Here is a 22974-nt window from a genome sequence, read left to right as displayed (position 1 = left end):
AACTGGTATAAAATGCTGTTTTTTCTAGCTCTTGCGCGTTGTCGGCCCATCTCGCCGATCGTGTTACCCCGCGCGCGACCACGAACTGCGCAAGGGAGGCCCTCGCTAATTGTCCTCCGGCTCGCCGGGTTTGCGCAGCAAATAGGTGTCCATGATCCAGCCCTTGTCCATTCGTGCCTTTTCCCGGACTTCGGCGATTTCCTTGCCGACATCGCCGAGGCGGCCGGACATGACGATCTCGTCGGGCGTGCCGAGATAGGCACCCCAGTGGATGATCAGGTTCTTGTCATCAAGCGTGTTGAAGGCGCATTTGCCGTCGAGCATGACCACCGTGCTGCCGGCGTTCTCCGGCATGCCTTCCTGTGTCAGGCGGCGGCCGGTGGTGATCAGGACGGGGTCGCCAATGCGGTTCAGCGCCATTTTGTGGCTGGCGGCCAGCGCCTGGACGGCGGTGATGCCGGGAACGACCTCGAGTGCGAATTCGACATTGCCCCGCAAGCGAACGCGTTCGAGGATGCGCAGCGCGCTGTCGTAGAGCGAGGGATCGCCCCAGATCAGGAAGGCGCCGCAGCCGTCTTCGGCAAGCTCGTCGCGGATCAGGCCCTCGTAGATCGCGGCGATCGCTTCGTGCCAGTCATCGACGGTGGCGCGGTAGGAGGGCGACGGCTCGGCCCGCACCGGCACGTCGAACTCCACCCGGCGCGAATTGGGATTGGTGACGAAGCGGTCGCAGATCTGGCGGCGCAGTTCGGCGAGATCGTTCTTCTTCGCGCCCTTGTCGGGAATGAACAGCACCTCGGCGCGGTTCAGGCCGTTGATGGCCTGGACCGTCATGTGTTCGGGGTTGCCGGCGCCGATGCCGATGACGAGAAGCTTGCGCATGGCGACGTCCTGCCCGATCGGGACGCCGGTGTCCAGACTGCGTGGGACAAGCGTCCGCGACTGCGCGAATGGCTTTGAAACGCCACATTGAAACGGCTAGATGTGAGGCGCATCCGGGGTCATGCCCTGGATTGTCGCCAAAGGGGGGCCATGTTCCGCACTATCCTGACCGCAGCGCTGGCGCTTTCGGCCGCGCCGGCCTTCGCCTTCCCGATGCCTGAGCATGACATCGACACATTGCTGCTGGAGCCGTCGGACGACAATGGCGGCGCAAGTGGGAACGGCGGCTGATGGACATCGCGATCTACGTTGCCATCGCCGAAAACGGCGTGATCGGCCGCGACGGCGGGCTGCCGTGGCGGCTTTCCACCGATCTCAAGCGCTTCAAGGCCGACACGATGGGCAAGCCCATCATCATGGGCCGCAAGACCTATGAAGGCATCGGCCGGCCGTTGCCTGGCCGTCTCAACATCGTGGTGACGCGCGACAAGGCCTGGCGGGCCGAGGGCGTCGAAATCGCCAACTCGCTGGACGAGGCGATCAAGCTGGCGACCCTGCGCGGGCGCTGCATGGCCGGCGCCGACGAGATCTGCGTGGTCGGTGGCGGCGAGATCTACGCCCAGGCGTTGCCGCTGGCCGGCCGCCTGCATGTGACCCATGTGCTGGCTTCAGTCGACGGCGACGCGCATTTCCCGCCGATCGTGTCCGAGACATGGCGCATTGTCAGTGCTGACGACATTCCGGCCGGCGAGAAAGACAGCCACGCGACACGCTATACGGTCTATGAACGGCGCCGCGACTAGGCATTGAAGACGACAAAGGGTCGCGAACCGCCCAAAACGGATGGCCGGGCAGCAGATCGCGTTGAAAGCGAGGCTTGGCGTCCCTATAGAAGAACAACATTGGATTTTGCGCCATCAGGCTGGCGCCGAGGGAATTCCAAGCGAAAGGACATTCATGCCCTGGAACGACAAAAGCGGCGGCGGCGGCCCATGGGGTGGCGGCGGCAATCAGGGACCCTGGGGGCAGGGACCCAAGGGACCGAGCGGCCCGCAGGGGTCACCTCCCGATCTGGAAGACATCATCCGGCGCGGCCAGGACAGGCTGCGGCGGGCCTTGCCGGGCGGCGGCGGCGCCAGTCCGGCCGTATTCGCGCTGATCGCAGCGGCACTGGTGGTGCTGTGGGCGTTCAAGGCGGTCTATACAGTGCAGCCGGATGAGGTCGCGGTCGAACTGCGCTTCGGCAAGCCGAAGGCCGAGCTTTCCCAGCCCGGCCTGCATTTCCATTGGTGGCCTGTCGAAACGGTCGAGACCGCCAACATCGCCGAACAACTCGTCGATATCGGCGGCGGCGGCGCGACGAGTGGCAACACGTCCGGGCTGATGCTTACGGGTGACCAGAACATCGTCAACGTGCAGTTCTCGGTGGCCTATCAGGTCTCCGACCCGAGGGCGTATCTGTTCGACGTCTCCGATCCGGACGGCATGCTGCGCCAGGTGGCCGAAAGCGCCATGCGCGAGGCCGTCGGCCGCCGGCCGGCCCAGGACATTTTCCGCGACGACCGCCAGGGCATTGCCGCATCGGTGCGCGAGATCATCCAGACGACGCTGGACGGCTACAAGGCCGGCCTCAACGTCAACGCCATTTCGATCGAGGATGCGGCGCCGCCGCGCGAGGTGGCCGATGCCTTCGACGAGGTGCAGCGCGCCGAGCAGGACGAGGACAAGTTCGTCGAGCAGGCCAACCAATATTCCAACCAGAAGCTCGGCCAGGCGCGCGGCGAGGCGGCCCAGATTCGCGAAGACGCGGCCGCCTACAAGAACCGTGTCGTGCAGGAGGCCGAGGGCGAGGCGCAGCGCTTCATCTCGGTCTATGACGAATATGCCAAGGCGCCGGAGGTGACGCGCAAGCGGCTCTACCTGGAAACGATGGAGAGGGTGCTGAAGGATTCGAGCAAAGTCATCGTCGAGCAGGGCAGCGGGCAGGGGGTCGTTCCCTACTTGCCGCTGCCTGCACTACAGCAGAAGGCGCCGCCGCCGGCCCCCCTGGGCGCCACGACGGGAGGAACCCAGTGATGGCCAACCGTCTCCCCATCATCGCCGTCGTCGCGGCGGTCATCCTGTTCCTGATCTATTCGTCGGTCTTCGTGGTCAATGCGCGTCAGCAGGCGCTCGTGCTCAGGTTCGGCGAGATCGTCGACGTCAAGAATGAACCCGGCATCTATTTCAAGGCGCCGTTCGCCTTCTTCGATGCCGACAGCGTGCAACTGATCGAGAACCGCGTGCTGCGCTTCGACCTCGACAACATCCGCGTCCAGGTGTCGGGCGGCAAGTTCTACGAGGTCGACGCCTTCATCGCCTATCGCATCTCGGACCCGCGCGTCTTCCGTGCGGCGGTTTCCGGTCAGATCGAACTGGCCGAGGCACGGCTGCGGACGCGTCTCGACGCGGCACTGCGCCGTGTCTACGGTCTGCGCGATTTCGAAGCGGCGCTCTCGGAAGAGCGCGCTGTGATGATGCGTGAAGTGCGCGATCAGCTGCGGCCCGACGCCACGTCGCTCGGCCTGCAGATCGAGGATGTGCGCATTCGCCGGACCGATCTGACCGCCGAAGTTTCGCAGCAGACCTTCGACCGCATGAAGGCCGAACGCCTGGCCGAAGCCGAGCGGCTGAGGGCGCGAGGCAATGAAGCGGCGCAGCGCATCAAGGCCCGCGCCGACCGCGAAGTGGTGGAGATTGTCGCCGAGGCGCAGAAGGAATCGGAAATCCTGCGCGGCGAGGGCGAAGCCCAGCGCAGCGCGACCTTCGCGGCGGCCTACCAGCGTGACCCGGCCTTCTTCGATTTCTACCGCTCGATGAATGCCTACGGTACAGCACTGGACAACACCGGTACGACGATGGTGCTGTCGCCGGAATCCGAGTTCTTCCGCTACTTCCGCGATCCAAGCAGCAAGGAAGCACCGGTGGCGCCAACAGCGCCCGCCGCGCCGGCGGCGCAGCCGGGCACCGGCCAGTAACGGCCGGTGCAGGATTTTCTGGCAGCCATAGGTCTGGTCCTCGTTGTCGAGGGCCTGATCTATGGCGGCTTTCCGAACCTCGCCAAGAGACTGGCAGGTGAGGTGCTGTCGATGCCGGAGAATGCACTGCGCATAGCCGGGCTGGCGGCGATCGCCATCGGCGTCGGCATCGTCTGGCTGGTGCGCGGCTGACGATGGCGACGATGGTCATGGGTGTCGGGGAAATGAGTCCCGGCGTAAACGGAGGATTTATCCTCAGCCGATAGTCATAGCCGCAAACGTGCCGTATTTTTTGCCAACATGACGCAACGCGGCGTTTTTGCGAAAGCGCTCTTCTTTTCAGAAACATCCGGAGGCCCTCGATGACAACCAAGACCGTTCTGCGCGCTGCGAGGCGGACATTTGTCGCCGGCGCCGCCGCGCTTCTCGTCGGCTCGCTTGCGGTCCCGTCTTTCGTCACGCCGACGATCGCCGCCGACGGACCGGCTTCGGTCGCCGACCTTGCCCAGGGGCTGCTTGGCGCCGTGGTCAACATCTCGACGTCGCAGACGGTGAAAGGCTCGGAGGGGCCGGGCGCGGTGCCGATGCCGCAACTGCCCGAAGGCTCGCCCTTCCAGGATTTCTTCGACGACTTCTTCAAGAACCGCGGCGGCGACAAGGATGGTGGCGCCCAGAAGGTCCAGTCGCTGGGCTCGGGCTTCGTCATCGACGCCGAGCAGGGCATCGTCGTGACCAACAACCACGTCATCGCCGATGCCGACGATATCGAGGTGAATTTCTCAGACGGCGTGACGCTGAAGGCGACGCTGGTCGGCACCGACACCAAGACCGACGTCGCGGTGCTGAAGGTCGATCCGAAGGGTCACAAGCTGACGGCGGTGAAGTTCGGCGATTCCACCAAAATGCGGGTCGGCGACTGGGTGATGGCGATCGGCAATCCGTTCGGCCTCGGCGGCACGGTGACGGTCGGCATCGTCTCGGCGCGCAACCGCGACATCAATTCCGGCCCCTATGACGACTTCATCCAGACCGACGCGGCCATCAATCGCGGCAATTCCGGCGGACCGCTGTTCAACAGCGTCGGCGAGGTCATCGGCATCAACACGGCGATCATCTCGCCGTCGGGCGGCTCGATCGGCATCGGCTTCTCTATTCCCGCGCAGCTCGCCTCGGGCGTCGTCGATCAGCTTCGCCAGTTCGGCGAGACGCGGCGCGGCTGGCTCGGCGTACGCATCCAGCCGGTGACCGACGACATTGCCGAGAGCCTCGGCATGGCTACCGCCAAGGGCGCGCTGGTGGCAGGCGTGATCAAGGGCGGACCGGTCGACAACGGCACCATCCTGGCCGGTGACGTCATCATCAAATTCGACGGCAAGGACATCAACGAGATGCGCGACCTGCCGCGCGTCGTCGCCGAAAGCCCGGTCGGCAAGGCGGTGGACGTTATCATCGTGCGCAAGGGCGTCGAGCAGACCGTGAAGGTCACGCTCGGCCGGCTCGAGGATGGCGAGAAGCTGGCCAGCGGCGAGGACGGCAGCAATACGGACCAGGACAATGGCGACAAGGCGCCTGCGGTTTCGACGGCATCCGTGCTTGGCATGACGATCGGCGAGCTCAACGACGAGACGCGGACCAAATTCGGCATCGCCGCCGATGTGACGGGTGTCGTCATAACCGATGTCACCAAGGATTCGGCCGCGGCCGAGCGCGGCATCCAGCCCGGCGAGGTGATCACGGAGATCGCGCAGGAATCGGTTGCCACACCGAAGGACGTCATGGACCGGATCGGCGCGCTGAAGGAGCAGGGCCGCAAGAACGCGCTCTTGATGCTGGCGTCGAAGACGGGTGAGTTGCGGTTCGTGACGATCCGGATGGATTGAGTCCGGAAAGGCCAGCAATAGTCTGATTGAAAAAGAAAAAGGGCGGCTAACGGGCCGCCCTTTTTCTTGCCTGCCAGTCCTGGCGCGACAGCCGGTAAAGGACATGCCGCTTGAGCGAAGGGTGGCTGTCGGGAATATCGGGATGGTCGAAGTCGCCGGCCGGGTCGGCGCTCATGCCGAGGCGTTTCATGACGGCGGTGGAGCGATGGTTCTCGGCCACAGCAAAGGAGACGATCTCGTTGACGCCCAGCGCCTCGAAGCCGTAGGCGAGCCAGGCCTCCGCCGCCTCGGTGACATAGCCCTTGCCCCAGAATTCAGGCGCCAGCCGCCAGCCGATCTCGATCGTGTCGGCCGGCAGGGAGGGCACATGATCGGTTTCGAGGAGGCCGACAAAGCCGATGCACTCGCCGGTGGCCGCGATCTCGGCGGCGGAAAAGCCATAGCCGTCCTCGGCGATCCAGGCGCGGAACTCGTCCATCTTGGCATCGGCAGCAGTACGGTCGCGGCGAAATGGAAAAAATTCCATGACGCGTTCGTCGGAGTTGATGCGGTGGAACAGCGCGCGGTCGCGCTCCTCCCAGTTGCGCAGGATCAGGCGCTCGGTGCGTATCGGTTTCATTCGGCGAACTCCTCCCGGCGGTAGCCTTGCAGATAGAGCAGGGCGGTCAGGTCGGCATGATCGATGCGGACCTTTGCCTCGGCTGCTACGGTGGGCTTGGCGTGCAGGGCGACGCCGGTGCCTGCGAGGCGGATCATGTCGAGGTCGTTGGCGCCGTCGCCAACGGCAATGGCGTCGGCCGGCGTCAGGTCGAGGCGGGCAGCAATTTCGAGCAGCGCTTCAGCCTTGGCGGCGCGGCCAAGGATCGGCTCGGCGACGAGCCCGGTGAAGAGGTCGTTCTCCTCGATCAGCCGGTTGGCGCGGTTTTCCTGGAAGCCGAGCCTGGCGGCGATGCGACTGGTGAAGACATCGAAGCCGCCGGAGACGAGTGCCGTCCAGGCACCGTTGGCCCTCATGGTCTGGACAAGCGCGCGCCCGCCGGAAGCCAGCGTCAGCCGGTTGGCGATGATGCGGTCGACGACAGCCGTGTCGAGGCCCTTCAGCAGGCTGACACGCTCGCGCAAGGCCGGCTCGAAGGCGATCTCGCCGTTCATCGACCGCGCCGTGATCGCCGCGACGCGATCCTTGACGCCGATCTCGTCGGCCAGCTCGTCGATACATTCCTGGTCGATCATCGTCGAATCCATATCGGCCAGCAGGATCTTCTTTCGCCTGCCGTCGGCCGGTTGCACGATGATGTCGACCGGTTCGGAGGCCAGTGCCGTGCGTAGCCTGGCGGTCATTTCGCCGGCTTCGGCTTGCTCGGGCAAAACGAGATCGCAGGCGATGTCTTCGGCCAGCCAATGAACAGCGCTTGCACCGACCGACCGTGAGGCCATATTCGCAAGCGCGGCCGACACTGCGCGGCCTTCGGGATGGGACACAAGCGTGGCAATCAGCGGCATCGAAAATTCCGGTGGGCAGGCGGGCGAGGGCCGCGTGAAGAACGCGACCCTGATAGCCGGGCCGACCGCCAGCGGCAAGTCGGCGCTTGCGCTCGATCTCGCCGAACGCAGCGGCGGCGTCATCGTCAATACGGATTCGATGCAGGGTTATTCGGTGCTCAATGTGCTGACGGCGCGCCCGAGTGCCGCCGAACTCGCCCGCGTGCCGCATTTTCTCTACGGCCATGTCCATCCATCCGTCGCCTATTCCACCGGCGCCTGGCTGCGCGACGTGACGAAGCTGATCGACGACGGCACGTTCTCCGAACGACCGGACGGCACGCTCTCCGAACGGCCTGTGATTTTCGTCGGCGGCACCGGGCTTTACTTCAGGGCGCTTGCGGAAGGGATTTCAGACATGCCCGAGATTCCGCAATCGATCCGCGACCGCTGGCGCCATGAACTCAAGGAGCAGGGCGTGGCCAGGCTGCACAGCATCCTGCTGCGCGAGGATTCGGCGGTCGCAATGCAGCTGAAACCAACCGACAGCCAGCGCATCGTGCGGGCGCTGGAAGTGCTCGACGCCTCGGGTCGCTCCATTGCGGACTGGCAGGTGGCGCGCGGCCGGCCGCTGATCGACCGCCACAGCGCGCGCTTCCTGGTGATCGATCCGGACCGGGCGGAACTGGTCCAGCGGATCGAAGCGCGGTTCGACCGGATGCTGGACAAGGGTGCGCTGGACGAGGTCAAGGGGCTGGTGGCTCTCGGCCTCGATCCGGATCTCCCGGCGATGAAAGCGATCGGCGTTCGCGAACTGCAGGCGGCAATGGCCGGGCGATTAAGTTTTCCCGAGGCGATCGAGCGCGCCAAGATCGCCACGCGGCAATATGCCAAGCGCCAGGCGACCTGGTTTCGACATCAGTTAGGCCCCGAATGGCAACGATTGCATCAGTCCGACGGCGCGGTGCTCCCGGTCTGATGCCGCGTTCCTAATGCAATCAGAAAACTGAAAACAAAACTTGCGTTTCCCGTTCAGGTTGTTCTGATTAACCCTCCGTAAGGCGGCAGCATGTCATAAGGCCGATGGGCAGTTTTGCTACGGGGAGCAAATGCGTTTCCATAAAGCGGAATCCGCATTTTTCGTGTTTATTTTCGTGATCCTGGCCGCCGGCCTGGTGACGCTGCATGCCTATGGTCTTCTGCAAGGCATCGCTACAGACCTGGATACGGCCTCGCGCATCGAAAAGATCGTCTATCTCAACAAGTTGTTGTTTGCGACCGGCGTGCTTCTGGCAACGGCGCTGTTCTTCGGCGTCTTCTTCATTTACCCGATGATCCGCGGTCAGGCGACGGAAGAGGGCAAGCTGCGCGCCATGACCGTCTCGCTCAGCGCACGCTCGGAGACGCTGGAGCACGCAGCGCTGACTGACGGCCTGACCGGCATGCAGAACCGCCGCTATTTCGACGATGCGCTGAAGGAATATCTCGAGGAATTCCGCCGCATCGAAAAGCCGGTTGGGCTGATGATCCTCGACCTCGACCATTTCAAACAGGTCAACGACACGCATGGCCACGATGTCGGCGACGAGGTGCTGAGGGCGGTCGCCGGCTGCCTGAGGGGCATGACCCGCTATCACGACGTGGTGGCGAGGCTCGGCGGCGAGGAGTTCGCCGTGGTGACGCCGAACATGGACGCCGAACTGCTCTCCAAATTCGCCGAACGCATCCGCAAGGCGGTCGCCAACATGTCGGTTCTGTCGGGCAATGTCCGGCTGAAGATCACCACCAGCGTCGGCCTCGCCGTCTGGGACCGCAAGGAAACGGCAGAAGATTTCTACCGCCGCGCCGACCGCCAGCTTTATGAAGCCAAGAGGCAGGGACGCAATCGCGTCTGCGCCTAAAATCCCATCATTGAATTCGTGAGGCTGGCCGCCTGGCGCTGTTTTCTGTGCTTCCGGTGGTCAAGGACTAACTGTCCGCTCCGCTCCGGTTCTCGAAAACGACGCCATTCGACTCAGCCTGACGAATTCCTGACGGGATTTGTCCAGGCTGGCCGACGAGACAGAGCCGAAAGGATCTAACGCTATCGGCTCAGTCGTTCTGCGGGCGCAGCCCGAAGGTCGACGGCTTGAGGCCGTAGCGCAGGTCGAAATCGTCGTCCGGCTGCATGCGCGGGGTTGTGGTGGCTGGCTTGCGATAGTCGGGGTCGCCGGCCTGCCGGCCGCTATCGACGACCTCGGCGAAGGCCATCTGCTGCTGCGGCTTCGGCACGTTGCGCAGCCGTTCGACGATCGCCGCGAGATCGACGTCGTCGCCGGTCTCGGACGACGAGGCCTGCTCGCGCTTGCCTGTGCCGGGGATCAGATCCTGCGGCAGTTTTTCGAATTTCAGCCGCATGGTCGTCGCCACGCCCTCGCCGAAGGCGATGGCCTCGCGCTGGCCCATGGAAGACAGGAAGGCGAGCGTCGAGGCCGAGGAGTCGGCGATCGCCGAACGGATGATCGCCTGGTCCTGCTCATTGGCGAGCCGCATGGCGAAGAAGGTCGAGCATTGCGACAGGATGGTCGGATCGAGCTCTCCCGGGCGCTGGGTGACGACGCCGAGATAGCAGCCATATTTGCGGCCCTCCTTGGCGATGCGCGACAGCGCGTGCCTGGTCGGCGCAAAGCCGAGGCGCGGATCGGCCGGCATGTAGCGGTGCGCTTCCTCGCACAGCAGCAGCAGTTGCAGCTTCCCATCGCTCCACAAAGCGAGGTCGAAGGCCAGGCGCGCCAGCACCGAGCAGACGGAGTTGACGACTTCGGACGGCATGCCGGCCATCTCGAAGCAGGTGACCGGGCGGCCGTGGTGCGGCACGCGGAAGATGTTGCCGATCGTTTCGTGGATCGTGTCCTCGATCAGGCGCGAGTTGAACATGAAGCGATAGCGCGGATCGGACGCCGCCGATTCGATGCGGGTCTTCAGCGATTTGAGGATGGGGCGGTCGTTCTTGCTTTCCAGCATGCCGATACGCTCGTCGATCTGCTTGATGAGATCGGCGATGCGGTAGGGCACCGGCGTATCGGCGGTCAGCGCGTCGCTGCCACGCCTGAGATAAGTGCCGGAACCAGGGTTGCGATAGAGGTTCTTGGCGGCGGGGATGAGATCGCGCAAGGCATCGACTTCTTCCGCCACCGTCTCGCGGCCGCGAAACAGCACCTCGGCGAATTCTTCGAGCCTGAACATCCAGAAGGGCAGGTCCAGCGTCTTCGAATCGACCCTGACGCAATGTTCGGGCAGCGAGGCGGCAAACTCGTTGTGCGGGTCGAGGATGAGAATGCGCAAATCGGGCCGCGCGGCGATCGACTTGCGCAGGAGCAGCGAGACGGCAGTCGACTTGCCGACGCCGGTGGTGCCGACAATGGCGAAGTGACGCGCCAGCGTGTCGTCGATGGCGATGTTGGCATCGATCGCCTCGTCCTGCGACAGCGTACCGATGGTGATCGAATGACGCCCGGCGAGATCGTAGACCGCCTGCAGGTCGCGGCTGCGGATGCGGTGGGCGATGGCACCGATATGCGGATAGGTGGTGATGCCGCGATCGAAGACCGGCTTGGCGCCGGGCTCGGTGGCATCGCGCACTTCACCGATGAGCTCGATGCTGACCTCGATCGGGTTCTGGCCTTCATTGCTCCAGGCGCGGTCCGACTTGCCGATTTCATAGACAAGGCCGACGGTTCGCGTCGAGCCGAGATTGATCGAGATCATCTTGCCGACCGTCCACAGGCCGGTGATCGCACCTTCAATGTCGTCGGCATAGGCGCTGATGGTGGCACGCGCGCCGTCGCATTGCACGACATTGCCCAGGATGCGCTTGTCGTTCTGTTCCGCGTGGCGGCGCTCCTGCGAGGTCGGTTCTCCGACGGAGGCTTCGCGTTCGACAAACATAAGCGGTCTGATCCCCATTCCCAGCAACGTCCACCCTACACAAATGGGGTTAAAGCCGGGTGAGGTCGGATGGTGTAGGCGGCGTTAAGGCCGGCGCGAGAATCCAATCTATCGGGCTCTTTTCCTTGCGCATGAATTTCGCTATATCGAACCAATGGATGATATAGCGAACGACATTTCTTCCAGCATCGGCAAAAGGATACGCTCCGAAAGGGCGCTGCGGGGCTGGTCCCTGGCGGAACTCGCGGAACGGTCGGACGTGTCCAAGGCCATGCTCAGCACGATAGAGCGCGGCAAGACCAGCCCGACGGCGACACTGCTGGTGCGCATCGCCGCCGCCTTCGGCATGACGCTTTCCACACTCATTGCGCGCGCGGAACTGCAAGGCGGCGGCCTGTTGCGCGAAAGCGAGCAGCCGGTGTGGCGCGACCCCGCTACCGGTTATGTCCGGCGCCACCTCTCGCCGGTCTCTGACATGCCGCTCGAACTGATCAAGGTGCGGCTGCCGGCGGGCGCCAGGGTCAGCTTCCCGGCAGCGTCCTATGCCTTCATCAAGCAGCAGATCTGGCTGATCGGCGGGCGGCTCGATTTCACCGAGGGCGACGTCGTGCACTGTCTGCGGCCCGGCGACTGCCTGGCGCTCGGCGCGCCGTCCGACTGCACCTTCCACGCCCCGGGACCGGAGGCAGCCGACTATGTGGTTGCGCTGGTCAGAGGGTGATCGCGTGGCGAGACGTCCCAAGCGCTCCGACAATGGCGGGCCGCCGCTCGACGACTATGACGGCCCGCCCTGGGGCAAGGGTGACGCCTATGTCTTCCTCGCCTGGCAGGCCGCCCATGCGAAAGCCTGGAAAGCGCCCAGCCGCGAAATCATGCTGATGCGGCTCGACAGGGCCGAGCGGCTCGGCCTGACCTATGAGGAATACACGCTCGAAATCCTCGAGCGCGGCCGGCACCTGCAGGAGGAAGACACCGAACGCATCGCTGAAATCCGCCGGGCGCGGAAGCGAAGGCGCTTCAACCACTTCGAATGACGCCGACCTCGAACTGCTCCCACCGCACCAAAGGCATCCGCTGCTTCAAAGGGCATACGGCAAAGCATGAGCTCCATCGAAATCAAGGTTCTGAACCACGATGCGGAAATCGAGAAAATGCTGGCCGACCTGCTGGTCGAAACGGTTGCAGCCGGCGGATCGGTCAGCTTCATGCATCCGCTGGCGCGAGAAGCGGCGGAGGCATTCTGGGGCCAGTCATTGGATGCAGCAGCGCGCGGTGAAAGAATTGTGCTGGGCGCGTGGGATGGCGAGGCTCTGGTCGGCACCGTCACCTTGCTGCTCGACTATCCTCCCAACCAGCCGCACCGGGCCGAGATCGCCAAGCTGATGACCCGGCTCGCCCATCGCGGAAAGGGCGTGGCGACCCGGCTGATGCGGGCCGCGGAGGAGCTTGCCGTCGAGATGGGTCGCACGCTGCTGGTGTTGGACACGGCGACAGAGGAGGGCGCCTCCCGCCTCTACGAGAAACTCGGCTTCACGCTCGCCGGTGAAATCCCGGACTTTGCGTTGAAGCCGCATGGCGGACTGACCGGCACGCTCATCTATTGGAAGCGCATCGGCGAGCGTCGCTGACCTTATGTCGGCGTCGCGCCGGCGAGGCGCGACAGAAGCCACTGCCGGAAGTCTTGTTCGGCGCGCGTCAACGGTGCGGCCGACGCTCGTGTCAGGAAATGCCCAAAACTGCTCGAGAGTTCGAAGTCGGAGAGCCTGACCAGATGTTTGCCGGCGAGCGCGGCGTCGATCAGCGGCCGCGAACCCAGTAGCACGCCGGCGCCGGCCCTGGCCGCTTCCATGGCAGCAACGAAACTGTCGAAGCGGTGCGAGCGCCTCGGGTGTCCCGGCACGCCGGCGGCGGCGAACCATTCCGCCCACATTTCACGCGCTCCGGCGACCAGAAGCAAAGGCAGCGATGTCCAGTCGGGATTGCCGGCGAGGGTCGGGGAGGCCACCGGCACCAGCCGCTCGACGGTCAGTCTGTCGGCTTCGCGGCCGGGAAAGGCTCCGTTGCCGAAGCGGATATCGAGCGCCAGGCCCGGCTGATCGTAATCGGTCGGCCGATGGATCGTCACCATGTCGAGCTGGATCTGTGGAAGAGCCTTCGCGAGATCGGGTAGCGAAGGCACCAACACCAGCAACGCAAAGGAGATCGGCACCCGGACGGTGACAGTCTGGATGGCGCGCGGCCCGAACAGTTCCGTGGTGCTGTTTCGAATAGTGGCGAATGCCGACTGGATGTGAGGCAGGTAAGCAGCGCCCTCCGGCGATAGCGCGACGCCGCGCGCCAGCCGTGAAAACAGCCGGACCTTCAACCGTTCCTCGAGAGACCGGATGTGCTGGCTGACGGCCGCCTGTGTCAGGCCAAGCTCGGTTGCCGCAGCCGTGAAATTCGACAGCCGCGCCGCCGCCTCGAAACTGCGCAGCCAATCGAGAGGAGGTAAAGCCGGAGTTCGAGGCATTAGCTCTCTTTGGTCATTGGCCGAAAAATCATAATTTGAATTATGCCTGTCAGGCGGCCAGCATGCAATCGAACCCTGCGGACCAAGGCAACAGGAACGGATCTCCATGCTGACCCACGCGCTTATCGGCGACGAAGGAAGAACGATCGAACTTGGCTGGGAGAATGGGACGCGCGCCCGCTTTCACGCAATGTGGCTGCGCGACAATGCGCTCGACGACAAGACGCGCAGCGCCGGCAACGGCCAACGGCTGATCACCATTCTCGACGTTCCCGCCGATACGCGCATCGGCGCGGCCCTGATCAAGCCCGGTGCCCTGGAGCTTACCTTTGTACCGGAAGGAAAGACGGTCAGCTTTCCAGCGGAATGGCTTGGCGCGCACGCCTACGACCGCGTCGAGTTGCGCAAAGGAGGCTGGACGAGCGATGCGGTCGAGCGCTGGACCAGGGCGACGATGCAGAATTCGGTGCCGCGCGCCGGCTACGCCGCCGCCAGTCATGATCGCCAAACACTGCGTGAATGGCTCTCGGCTGTGAGGCGCTTCGGTTTTGCGGTGATGGATGGCCTGCCGGCCGAATCCGGCGCGCTTTGCAAGGTGTCCGACCTGTTCGGCTATATTAGGGAGACCAATTACGGTCGCTGGTTCGAGGTGCGCGCCGAGGTCAATCCGAGCAACCTCGCCTACACCAATCTCGGCCTGCAGGCGCACACCGACAATCCCTATCGCGATCCGGTGCCGACGCTGCAGATCCTGTCCTGCATCGAGAATACGGTGGATGGCGGCGAGTCCAGTGTCGTCGACGGCTTCGCGGTCGCCGAGGCACTGCAGACCGAGAACCCGGAAGGGTTCCGTCTGCTGAGCTCCTATCCAGCGCGCTTCGAGTATGCGGGCTCGTCCGGCGTGCGGCTGCAGGCCAAGCGGCCGATGATCGAGCTTGGGCCGGATGGCGAACTCATCTGCATTCGTTTCAACAACCGCTCGCTGGCGCCGACGGTCGACGTGCCCTTCGCCGAGATGGGCAAATACTATGCGGCCTATCGCCGGTTCGCCGAACTGATCGAGGATCCCCGTTTCGAAGTGACGTTCAAGCTCGAAGCCGGGCAGGCCTTCATCGTCGACAACACCCGGGTCATGCATGCGCGCAAGGCGTTTTCCGGAACCGGCAAGCGCTGGCTGCAAGGCTGCTACGCCGACAAGGACGGCCTGCTGTCGACGCTCGCGGCGATCGAACACGGTTTCCGGGAGGCGGCGGAATGAGCGGCCAGGATCTGAACGCGGACAACATCGTCGAGTTCATCGCCGACATCTTCGAGCGCCGGGGTGCCGAATCCTATCTCGGCGAGCCGGTGACGATGTCCGAGCATATGCTGCAGGGGGCCTGGCTCGCCGAGCAGGACAGCGCGCCCGACGTGCTGGTGGCGGCCGCGCTGCTGCACGATATCGGCCACTACACGAGCGAGTTCGGCACCTACTCGCCCGACGATGTCGAGGACAAGCACCATGACGAGGCCGGCGGCGAAGTGCTGGCGCCGTTTTTTCCGCCCGTCATCGTCGAATGCGTCAGGCTGCACGTCTCGGCCAAGCGCTATCTGTGCGCCACCGATCCGACCTATTTCGGCAAACTCTCACAGGCTTCGGTTCATACCCTCTCCCTGCAGGGTGGGCCGATGAGCGCTGAGGAAGTGGCGGAGTTCCGCAAGAACCCGTTCCACGAAGAAGCGGTACGCGTCCGCATCTGGGACGAGGGCGGCAAGGTCGCCAACATGAAGACGCGGACTTTTCGCGACTACGTGCCGCTGCTGCAGCGCGTTGTTCGCGAGTTTCGCGATCGCGCCTGACGCAACCCTGACTGGAGGAGACGGCCCATGTGTTTTTGCTTCGACGGCGAAAGCGTGGTGACTGCATCCTGGCCGGATGACTGCCGCGAGCGCCTGCCTGCCGCAAGTGCTCCCGCCTCGCTGCCGACCGCTTCCCGCGGCGAGCCCAGCGCCGCTGCCGGCTCGTTCGAAGCCGCCGATGCCAGGCACGTTCGCGGTCTTGCTGCCGCGCTTGTTCCGATGTATTAGCCGCGCCCGGCATGCGACCTGCCTTTTCATTGGCCGCATGGTATCGACCACGCTTTTGATGGAGGCGACGATGAGATCTTGTTCACGCATTTTGCGCCTCCGCGGCGGACGGTCGGGCTGATCCGCGCCCACAGCGGGTTTCTCACTTCCTGACGATCTGAGGACCGCCGCGCTGCGATCGTGGTTGTCGTCTGGTTCGCAATGCAGCGACGTTCCGTCAAAACGGTGGAGAGCTGAGAGCTCTCCGCCGACGATGGCGGCTGCCCGAAGGCCTGAGATGCGCTTTCGTAACACCTATCATCACATTGTAAACATTGAAAGAATGGCTCTTGCGCCGAGTTCGCTGCGAGCGTAGAGACGCCGCCCATTCCTAACCCGTCTTCCTGAAAGGAGACCCGTCATGTCCCGGCAATCCAGAGCGACACAGTCCGTGCCGACGCTGGAATTGCGTGCGGCTGACAGGGTTCCAATCAGGAAGAACGGCCATGGCAAAGTCCATGATCCAGCGCAGGCAGGACGCCGAGCGCGAACGCATTGAAGCATATGCCGCAACGCTGCGGCGGGTTTCCCACGTCCCGCGTCCCGCTCCGGATTTCGAGCGGGCGCTTGATGAGGCACGCCGGGGCTTTGCCGGCGTCGCGATCCGCGACGGCGCGCTGTGGCGTCCAAAGCTGAAGACGCGCGACCGCGCGCGCTTGCGGCTGGCTGCCGCGCGTCATCTCTATGCGCGCTACCCGGTCTCGGTCGCGCTCGAGGCCATCTGGCTCGACGCTTCGGGGCTGGATGCCAATGAGGTAGCGCTCCGCAAGGCCTGGTATGTCGCGGTCGCGCGTGGCGACTCGCTGTACAAGGCGGGCGCCAGTGCGTGGCTGTCGCGCAAGGAGGTGCATTGCTTCCTGAACGTGGCCGGCGATTTCACCTTCGACGAGGCGTTCTGGTTGGCGATCGCCCGGTCCTACACGGATGATCCCGGACTGGCCGCTCGCATTGCGCGCACGAAGATCGCCCGCACGCCGCGCGGCGAGCTGGCCTTCTGGCGCGAGGTGACGCGGTTTTTCTGCGGGCATCCGGCGTCGAAGGAGGAGATCGACGATCTCTGCGATTTCATCGGCGCCATGCACCAGCGCGACGCAGCCTATAGCCTGAAGGGCCGCACGCTCGCCTCGCTGCGCCGGCAGATGCTGGAATGGCACCGCGACATTGCCGCGATCGAACGCATCGAGGCGATGCGTCGCCGCGCCGCCGGGCGGGCTCCACGTACTGCCGGACCGCAGTCGCAGAGCCGCGCCTGGGACGGCTCGCGTCTCGAGGACTGGGAGTGGCGGCCGTCGGCCAAGGAGGCGAAGGCGCATGGCGAGCGCTTCTTCGTTCGCCAGCTGAAGACGGCCGAGGACCTGGTTGCCGAGAGCCGGGCGATGCATCACTGCGTCTCGATGTACGCGGCCAAATGCATCGCCGGCCACGCCTCGATCTGGGTGCTACGGCGCACGGCGCTCGGCAAGATCGAGCGGCTGCTGACGATCGAGCTCGATCCGCAAAACCGTGCGGTGCAGGTGCGCGGTTTCGGCAATCGCGTCGCTTCGCCGGAGGAGCGCAAGGTCGTCGAGCGCTGGGCCAAGGCGAGGGGCGTGGTGCTCAGGGCCTGAAAAACGGAAGACCCCGCGCGGCGGAAAGCGCCGCGCGGGTTATGCCTTCCTGGTTGCACAAGCGGGATAGCGGACTACCCTTTGTGGTGCACCTGCTGCAGCCCGTAGACCGGCGTCGGGATGCCTTCACGCCGCGCCTTGAGCTGCAGCGACAGGAACTGCGAATAGTGGCGTGACTGGTGCAAATTACCGCCATGGAACCACAGCGCTTCCTGCTGCGTCGGCTTCCACATGTTGCGCAGTTCGCCTTCCCAGGGGCCCGGGTCCTTGGTGGTGCTGGAGCCGAGACCCCAGCATTTGCCGACCTTGTCGGCGATCTCCCGGGAAATGAGGTCGGCCGCCCAGCCGTTCATCGAGCCGTAGCCGGTGGCGTAGACGATGAGGTCGGCCGGCAGTTCCGATCCGTCGCTGAGCAGCACCGAATGTTCCTTGATCTCCTTCACCTCGGCGCCGCTTTTCAGCTTGATCGAACCGTCGATGATCAGGTCGGACGCGCCGACATCGATATAGTAGCCGGAGCCGCGCCTGAGGTACTTCATGAACAGGCCGGACTCGTCATCGCCCCAGTCGAGCATGAAGCCGGCCTTCTCCAGGCCCTTGTAGAACGCGGCATCGCGCTTCTTCATCTCGGCGTAGGCCGGGATCTGGAATTCATGCAGGATCTTGTAGGGCAGCGAGGCAAAGATGAGGTCCGCCTTGGCCGTGGTCATGCCGCCTTGCACGGCCTTTTCCGAGTAAAGCGCCCCCAGCCCGATTTCCATCAGCGTGTCGGATCTGGAGATATGGGTGGTCGAGCGCTGCACCATGGTAACATCGGCGCCGGCCTCCCAAAGGGCCGCGGCGATGTCGTGGGCTGAATTGTTCGAGCCAATGACGACGGCGCGCTTGCCGGCATAGGCGTCGGGGCCGGGATGCTTCGAGGAATGGTGCTGATCGCCCTTGAAGCTCTCCATGCCCTTGAAGTTCGGCAGGTTGGCCTTGGCCGACATGCCGGTGGCCAGCACCAGCTGCTTCGGCTTCAACGTGATGTCCTTGCCGTCGCGGTGGACGATGACGGTCCATTCCTTCTTCTTGTCGTCATAGGTAGCGCTCTTGGCCTCGGTCGAGGACCAGTAGTTCAGCTCCATGACCTTGGTGTACATTTCCAGCCAGTCGCCAATCTTGTCCTTGGGTGAGAAGACCGGCCAGTTCTTCGGAAAATCCATGTAGGGCAGATGGTCGTACCAGACCGGGTCGTGCAGGCAGAGCGACTTGTAGCGCTTGCGCCAGCTGTCGCCGGCACGCTCGTTCTTCTCGACGATGATGGTCGGCACGCCAAGCTGGCGTAGCCGCGCGCCAAGCGCAATGCCGCCCTGGCCGCCGCCGATGATCAGCGTGTGCGGCTGCGTCTTGAAGCCGAGCTCGGCGGCTTCCTTCTCGCGCTCTTCCTTCCAGGTCGGGCGGTTCTTGCCATGGCCATGCTTGGCGCCCATCGGCCGGGCGAAGCCGGCCGGCTCCTCGTGGCCCTTCAACTCGACCATGGTGGTGAGCAGCGTCCAGATCTTGCCGTCCTTCAGCCTGATGTGGCCGAAGCCGCGCGCCACTTCCGTTTCGAAGCTGATCCAGCCTTCGAGCAACCCGTCGCTTTCGGTGGCGTCCTCGCCTTCGGCGATCGCCCAGTTCGAAGGTTTCGTTTTCGCCAGCTGGCTGACCAGCATATCGCGCACCTGGTCGCGGCCTTCCATGGTCTTGATGTTCCAGGTGAAGGTGACGAGATCGCGCCAGTAGCAGTCGTCCTGAAAACAGTTGACTGCCTTGTCGATATCGCCGGCGGCGAGAGCCTTGCCGAATTTGTCGAGCAGGTCGGCAAGTTTCTTGTTCGGGGCCTTTTCCAGCATCAGTTTCCTCCGGGTCTTGGGATCGCTTCTTGGGTGAGCGCGTGGCGGGCATTGTTCGGCGCGGCGAAAGTATTTCGCCAAAACCACCATCGCGTCACGCCCTCCAATAGTTTGGCGCGTTTTCAAGGGCTTGGTGAATGCAGGCGGTTTGCGCCGCTTCTTGTGGGCACTGGGCAGGCGGTGCTTGAAAACAGGATGAACGTCCTGTTGGTCGCGAGATCGTGATTGCCATGTGCCGCAATGCAGCCACGCTGAGCGCTGACAACCGAGAGGCAGGGACGATGCGGGCACGGGGCGGTTCGTGGATGCGGAAACTCTGGAGCGCGTCATGGAGATGTCTTCGATCAACCCGGTCGCCTTGCGTGCACGCGCGGCGGCCATCGCCCTGGCCCTGGCGCTCGCTGGAAGCCTGGGCAGTTCGCTGGTCGTGCCGGCCTGGCAGGCCGCGCATGCGGCCGTGGTTTCCGTGACCGTCCGTGAACGGCTCTCAAACTATGGTGGATGGCGAACCTCCAACCGCTTCGGTGAAGTGTGGGTTCCGTCCGTGCGGTCGGAATGGCGGCCCTACACCGAAGGCAGATGGGTCTGGACCGACGACGGCTGGTATTGGCAGTCGGCCGAGCCGTTCGGTGCCATCGTCTACCACTATGGCCGCTGGGCCTACGATCCCGAGTTCGGCTGGGTGTGGATCGCCGGCGACGAATGGGCGCCGGCCTGGGTGGTCTGGCGCCAGGGCGCGGACGATATCGGCTGGGCTCCGGCGCCGCCGCCTGAAGTCGATGTCGCGTATGACGACGGCTGGTGGAGCTTCGCGCCGGTGGCGGCGATCGGCGCGGCCGACCTTGTCACCGTGGTGCGGCCCGTCAGGGAAAACGTCACCATCATCCGCAACACCACGATCATCAACCAGACCGTGGTCGTGAACAATGCGCCGCGCGTGCGACTTGGCAACCAGGTCGTTGCGATCAATGCCGGACCCCGCCTGCAGCGGCTTCCGCCTTCGGTGGTGACGTCGATCAAGGCGGCGAAGGTGGTTCCGCCGCGCAAGGGCGTCTTTGCCGAGGCCCGGCTCGACCCGTCGAAAGGCGAGGCGATCAAGAGGCTGAACGGCAACGCGATATCCGCAGCGCCTGCAATCGCCAATGTGCCTGATGCCTCCGGCCAAGGGCCGAAAAAACTGTCGAATGGCAAGGTGATTTCGCCTGCGGGTTCGGTTGCCGAGGCGGTGCAGAATCCGCATGACAATAAGCGCAAGCGGATGACGGCCGGCAACAATGTCGAAGCTCAGATGCCGCAGGCTCATGGCGGACGACACGTCCATGTGCAGTCGGCTCCTGGAAAGGTGGCGCCGCAGCAGCGTCTGGCGCATGCGCCCAAGAAGCAGTTCAACCACCAGCAAATGCTGGCGATGCACGCACCGCAGCATCATGGCCCGCAGAGGGTCGCACCACATCGCCCGCCCATGGCGAAGAAGGTGCAGAAATGCGATCCGCGTGTTTCGCATTGCAAGCCGCCGCGATGATTACCGGTCAGGGCAGTGGTGCGGCATGCCGGCCAAATGCGGCGGCACGCAGCGGCATCGCCGCCGTGGCTCTCATGCAGCGGATGGCCTTGGCGGCCGGTGTCATTTTTGCCGTTGACAGGCTGCCTTTCCCGCCTCTAGTGTCCGCGACCATGAAAACGGCACTCATTCTCGTAGGAAAGCGCGTGGGCAAGGCGGTGTAACCGCCGGGCGAAAACCTCCCATGCGCAACACACAGGCTCCCTCGGGGGCCTTTTTTATTGCCCGAAACACGACTAAACGACCAGCAACGCCCAAATGGCGACAGTACGGGACCAGACCGATGAGCAATGGACAGAGTGAGCGGCGCGAAATGACGGGCGCCGAAATGGTTGTGCAGGCGCTGAAGGACAATGGCGTCAAGCATGTCTTCGGCTATCCGGGCGGCGCCGTTCTCCCGATCTACGATGAAATCTTCCAGCAGGACGAGGTCGAGCACATCCTGGTTCGCCACGAGCAGGGGGCGGGCCATGCCGCGGAAGGCTATGCGCGCTCGACCGGCAAGGCCGGCGTCATGCTGGTGACCTCGGGGCCTGGTGCCACCAATGCGGTGACGCCGCTGCAGGATGCGCTGATGGATTCGATCCCTCTGGTCTGCCTTACGGGGCAGGTGCCGACCTCGCTGATCGGCTCCGACGCCTTTCAGGAGTGCGACACGGTCGGCATCACGCGCCCCTGCACCAAGCACAACTGGCTGGTGAAGGACGTCAACGAGCTGGCCGCGACCATTCACGAGGCCTTCCATGTCGCGACGACGGGTCGTCCCGGTCCGGTCGTGGTCGACATCCCCAAGGACGTGCAGTTCGCCAAGGGCATGTACGTGCCGCCGCAGACGGCGCCGCGCACCAGCTACCAGCCGAAGGTCCAGGGCGACCTCGACAAGGTCAAGGCGGCGGTCGAACTGATGGCCGGCGCCAAAAGGCCGATCATCTATTCGGGTGGCGGCGTCATCAATTCCGGCTCCGAGGCCAGCCATCTGCTGCGCGAACTGGTCGACCTGACCGGCTTTCCCATCACCTCGACGCTGATGGGGCTTGGTGCCTATCCGGCTTCCGGCAAGAACTGGGTCGGTATGCTCGGCATGCACGGCACTTACGAGGCCAACATGGCCATGCATGATTGCGATGTGATGATCTGCATCGGCGCGCGCTTCGACGACCGCATCACCGGCCGGCTCAACGCGTTCTCGCCGAACTCGAAGAAGATCCACATCGACATCGATCCGTCGTCGATCAACAAGAACGTCCACACCGACGTGCCGATCATCGGCGATGTCGGCCGGGTTCTGGAGGATCTGGTGCGGCTGTGGCGGGCCAGCGCCAAGGCCGACAAGAAGGCGCTGCACCCCTGGTGGGAGCAGATCGCCAAATGGCGCGCACGGGACTCGCTCGCCTACAAGATGAGCCACGACGTGATCATGCCGCAATATGCCATCCAGCGGCTCTATGCGCTGACCAAGGACATGGACACCTACATCACCACCGAGGTCGGCCAGCACCAGATGTGGGCCGCGCAGCACTATCATTTCGAGAAGCCGAACCGCTGGATGACGTCAGGCGGGCTGGGCACGATGGGCTATGGCCTGCCGGCCGCGCTCGGCGTGCAGATCGCGCATCCCAAGGCGCTGGTCATCGACATCGCCGGCGATGCTTCGGTGCAGATGACGATGCAGGAGATGAGCACGGCGGTGCAGTACGATGCGCCGATCAAGATCTTCATCCTCAACAACCAGTATATGGGCATGGTGCGGCAGTGGCAGCAGCTGCTGCACGGCAACCGGCTGTCTCATTCCTACACCGAGGCGATGCCCGACTTCGTCAAGCTGGCCGAGGCCTATGGCGGCCACGGCATTCGCTGCGACAAGCCGGACGAGTTGGACGACGCGATCAAGGAGATGATCTCGGTGAAGAAGCCGGTGCTGTTCGACTGCCGCGTCGCGACTCTGGCCAACTGCTTCCCGATGATCCCGTCGGGCAAGGCGCATAACGAGATGCTGCTGCCCGACGAGGCGACCGACGAGGCTGTGGCCAACGCCATCGACGCCAAGGGCAGGGAACTGGTGTGATAACAGCCGAGGCAGGGCTGTCGGAAGAAGCCGTGCGGAAACAGAGAATTAGCTCAAA

The 22974-nt window shown here is 64.2% G+C and carries 23 protein-coding genes; 17 read left to right on the top strand and 6 right to left on the bottom strand.

The window, feature by feature from the left end:
* Window positions 1-105: 105 nt before the first annotated feature.
* Window positions 106-882 (bottom strand): precorrin-6A synthase (deacetylating), encoded by a 777-nt coding sequence (gene cobF / locus A6B35_RS22675; RefSeq protein ID WP_006204932.1) that lies wholly within the window; start codon window positions 880-882, stop codon window positions 106-108.
* A gap of 150 nt (window positions 883-1032) precedes the next feature.
* Between cobF and A6B35_RS35710 the strand changes: the two genes are divergently transcribed.
* The 6 genes from A6B35_RS35710 to A6B35_RS22650 all read left to right on the top strand — a co-directional run bounded on the left by A6B35_RS35710 (window position 1033) and on the right by A6B35_RS22650 (window position 5779).
* Entirely contained in the window at window positions 1033-1173 is a 141-nt protein-coding gene (locus tag A6B35_RS35710; RefSeq protein WP_006204933.1) for a hypothetical protein, read from the top strand.
* The gene (locus tag A6B35_RS22670) at window positions 1173-1685 is read left to right on the top strand and encodes a dihydrofolate reductase (RefSeq protein WP_006204934.1); all 513 of its coding nucleotides are present in this window, start codon (window positions 1173-1175) and stop codon (window positions 1683-1685) included. The genes A6B35_RS35710 and A6B35_RS22670 overlap by 1 nt, the downstream gene beginning before the upstream one ends.
* A 154-nt stretch (window positions 1686-1839) precedes the next feature.
* Window positions 1840-2958 carry an FtsH protease activity modulator HflK gene (hflK, locus tag A6B35_RS22665; RefSeq protein ID WP_006204935.1) on the top strand — a complete coding sequence of 373 codons (1119 nt, stop codon included), beginning with the start codon at window positions 1840-1842 and terminating at the stop codon, window positions 2956-2958.
* Window positions 2958-3899: a protease modulator HflC gene (gene hflC / locus A6B35_RS22660; protein WP_006204936.1), complete on the top strand. Its 942-nt coding sequence runs from the start codon at window positions 2958-2960 to the stop codon at window positions 3897-3899. Before hflK ends, hflC begins: the two co-directional genes overlap by 1 nt.
* A gap of 6 nt (window positions 3900-3905) precedes the next feature.
* Window positions 3906-4091 carry a DUF2065 domain-containing protein gene (locus tag A6B35_RS22655; protein ID WP_006204937.1) on the top strand — a complete coding sequence of 62 codons (186 nt, stop codon included), beginning with the start codon at window positions 3906-3908 and terminating at the stop codon, window positions 4089-4091.
* Window positions 4092-4261: 170 nt separating this feature from the next.
* Entirely contained in the window at window positions 4262-5779 is a 1518-nt protein-coding gene (locus A6B35_RS22650) for a DegQ family serine endoprotease (protein WP_006204938.1), read from the top strand.
* A gap of 46 nt (window positions 5780-5825) precedes the next feature.
* Here the strand turns inward: A6B35_RS22650 and A6B35_RS22645 are convergent, their stop codons facing one another.
* Complete coding sequence (locus A6B35_RS22645; RefSeq protein WP_006204939.1) at window positions 5826-6398, bottom strand: GNAT family N-acetyltransferase; 573 nt, start codon at window positions 6396-6398, stop codon at window positions 5826-5828.
* On the bottom strand, window positions 6395-7282 hold the full coding sequence (gene serB, locus A6B35_RS22640) for a phosphoserine phosphatase SerB (RefSeq protein WP_081482250.1): 888 nt from the start codon (window positions 7280-7282) through the stop codon (window positions 6395-6397). Before serB ends, A6B35_RS22645 begins: the two co-directional genes overlap by 4 nt.
* Here serB and miaA point away from each other — a divergent pair.
* The gene (miaA, locus tag A6B35_RS22635; protein WP_040583608.1) at window positions 7272-8240 is read left to right on the top strand and encodes a tRNA (adenosine(37)-N6)-dimethylallyltransferase MiaA; all 969 of its coding nucleotides are present in this window, start codon (window positions 7272-7274) and stop codon (window positions 8238-8240) included. The genes serB and miaA overlap by 11 nt on opposite strands.
* Before the next feature lie 130 nt (window positions 8241-8370).
* Entirely contained in the window at window positions 8371-9162 is a 792-nt protein-coding gene (locus A6B35_RS22630; protein ID WP_006204942.1) for a GGDEF domain-containing protein, read from the top strand.
* Window positions 9163-9352: 190 nt separating this feature from the next.
* On the opposite strand, the gene A6B35_RS22625 is transcribed toward A6B35_RS22630, so the two are convergent.
* Window positions 9353-11188 (bottom strand): ATP-binding protein, encoded by a 1836-nt coding sequence (locus A6B35_RS22625; RefSeq protein ID WP_006204943.1) that lies wholly within the window; start codon window positions 11186-11188, stop codon window positions 9353-9355.
* Window positions 11189-11342: 154 nt separating this feature from the next.
* Between A6B35_RS22625 and A6B35_RS22620 the strand changes: the two genes are divergently transcribed.
* The 3 genes from A6B35_RS22620 to A6B35_RS22610 all read left to right on the top strand — a co-directional run bounded on the left by A6B35_RS22620 (window position 11343) and on the right by A6B35_RS22610 (window position 12816).
* Window positions 11343-11909: an XRE family transcriptional regulator gene (locus A6B35_RS22620; RefSeq protein WP_006204945.1), complete on the top strand. Its 567-nt coding sequence runs from the start codon at window positions 11343-11345 to the stop codon at window positions 11907-11909.
* 4 nt (window positions 11910-11913) lie between these two features.
* Window positions 11914-12222 (top strand): hypothetical protein, encoded by a 309-nt coding sequence (locus A6B35_RS22615; RefSeq protein ID WP_040583609.1) that lies wholly within the window; start codon window positions 11914-11916, stop codon window positions 12220-12222.
* Between the two features lie 66 nt (window positions 12223-12288).
* The gene (locus tag A6B35_RS22610; RefSeq protein ID WP_006204947.1) at window positions 12289-12816 is read left to right on the top strand and encodes a GNAT family N-acetyltransferase; all 528 of its coding nucleotides are present in this window, start codon (window positions 12289-12291) and stop codon (window positions 12814-12816) included.
* Between the two features lie 2 nt (window positions 12817-12818).
* On the opposite strand, the gene A6B35_RS22605 is transcribed toward A6B35_RS22610, so the two are convergent.
* Window positions 12819-13700, bottom strand: coding sequence for a LysR family transcriptional regulator (locus A6B35_RS22605; RefSeq protein WP_006204950.1), 882 nt, complete (start codon window positions 13698-13700; stop codon window positions 12819-12821).
* 106 nt (window positions 13701-13806) lie between these two features.
* Between A6B35_RS22605 and tmpA the strand changes: the two genes are divergently transcribed.
* From tmpA to A6B35_RS22585, 4 genes are all read left to right on the top strand, one after another.
* Window positions 13807-14958, top strand: coding sequence for a 2-trimethylaminoethylphosphonate dioxygenase (gene tmpA, locus A6B35_RS22600; RefSeq protein WP_006204951.1), 1152 nt, complete (start codon window positions 13807-13809; stop codon window positions 14956-14958).
* Window positions 14955-15539 carry a (R)-1-hydroxy-2-trimethylaminoethylphosphonate oxygenase gene (tmpB, locus tag A6B35_RS22595; protein WP_006204952.1) on the top strand — a complete coding sequence of 195 codons (585 nt, stop codon included), beginning with the start codon at window positions 14955-14957 and terminating at the stop codon, window positions 15537-15539. Before tmpA ends, tmpB begins: the two co-directional genes overlap by 4 nt.
* Window positions 15540-15566: 27 nt before the next feature.
* Window positions 15567-15767, top strand: a complete 201-nt coding sequence (locus A6B35_RS22590) for a hypothetical protein (RefSeq protein ID WP_006204954.1) — start codon at window positions 15567-15569, stop codon at window positions 15765-15767.
* Between the two features lie 485 nt (window positions 15768-16252).
* Window positions 16253-17413, top strand: coding sequence for a PcfJ domain-containing protein (locus tag A6B35_RS22585; RefSeq protein WP_006204955.1), 1161 nt, complete (start codon window positions 16253-16255; stop codon window positions 17411-17413).
* Between the two features lie 74 nt (window positions 17414-17487).
* Here A6B35_RS22585 and A6B35_RS22580 read toward each other — a convergent pair whose 3' ends face one another.
* The gene (locus tag A6B35_RS22580) at window positions 17488-19290 is read right to left on the bottom strand and encodes an NAD(P)/FAD-dependent oxidoreductase (protein ID WP_006204956.1); all 1803 of its coding nucleotides are present in this window, start codon (window positions 19288-19290) and stop codon (window positions 17488-17490) included.
* A 301-nt stretch (window positions 19291-19591) separates the two neighbouring features.
* On the opposite strand from A6B35_RS22580, the gene A6B35_RS22575 reads away from it, so the two are divergent.
* Window positions 19592-20812, top strand: coding sequence for a DUF6600 domain-containing protein (locus A6B35_RS22575; protein ID WP_244897044.1), 1221 nt, complete (start codon window positions 19592-19594; stop codon window positions 20810-20812).
* A 352-nt stretch (window positions 20813-21164) separates the two neighbouring features.
* Window positions 21165-22916, top strand: a complete 1752-nt coding sequence (locus tag A6B35_RS22565; RefSeq protein ID WP_006204960.1) for an acetolactate synthase 3 large subunit — start codon at window positions 21165-21167, stop codon at window positions 22914-22916.
* The last annotated feature ends 58 nt before the right edge of the window (window positions 22917-22974 follow it).

Source organism: Mesorhizobium amorphae CCNWGS0123, from assembly GCF_001686985.1.
In the GTDB taxonomy this organism is placed as follows: domain Bacteria; phylum Pseudomonadota; class Alphaproteobacteria; order Rhizobiales; family Rhizobiaceae; genus Mesorhizobium; species Mesorhizobium amorphae.
Note: the sequence above shows the minus strand (reverse complement) of the source record. Positions and strands in the feature narration are given on the sequence as shown.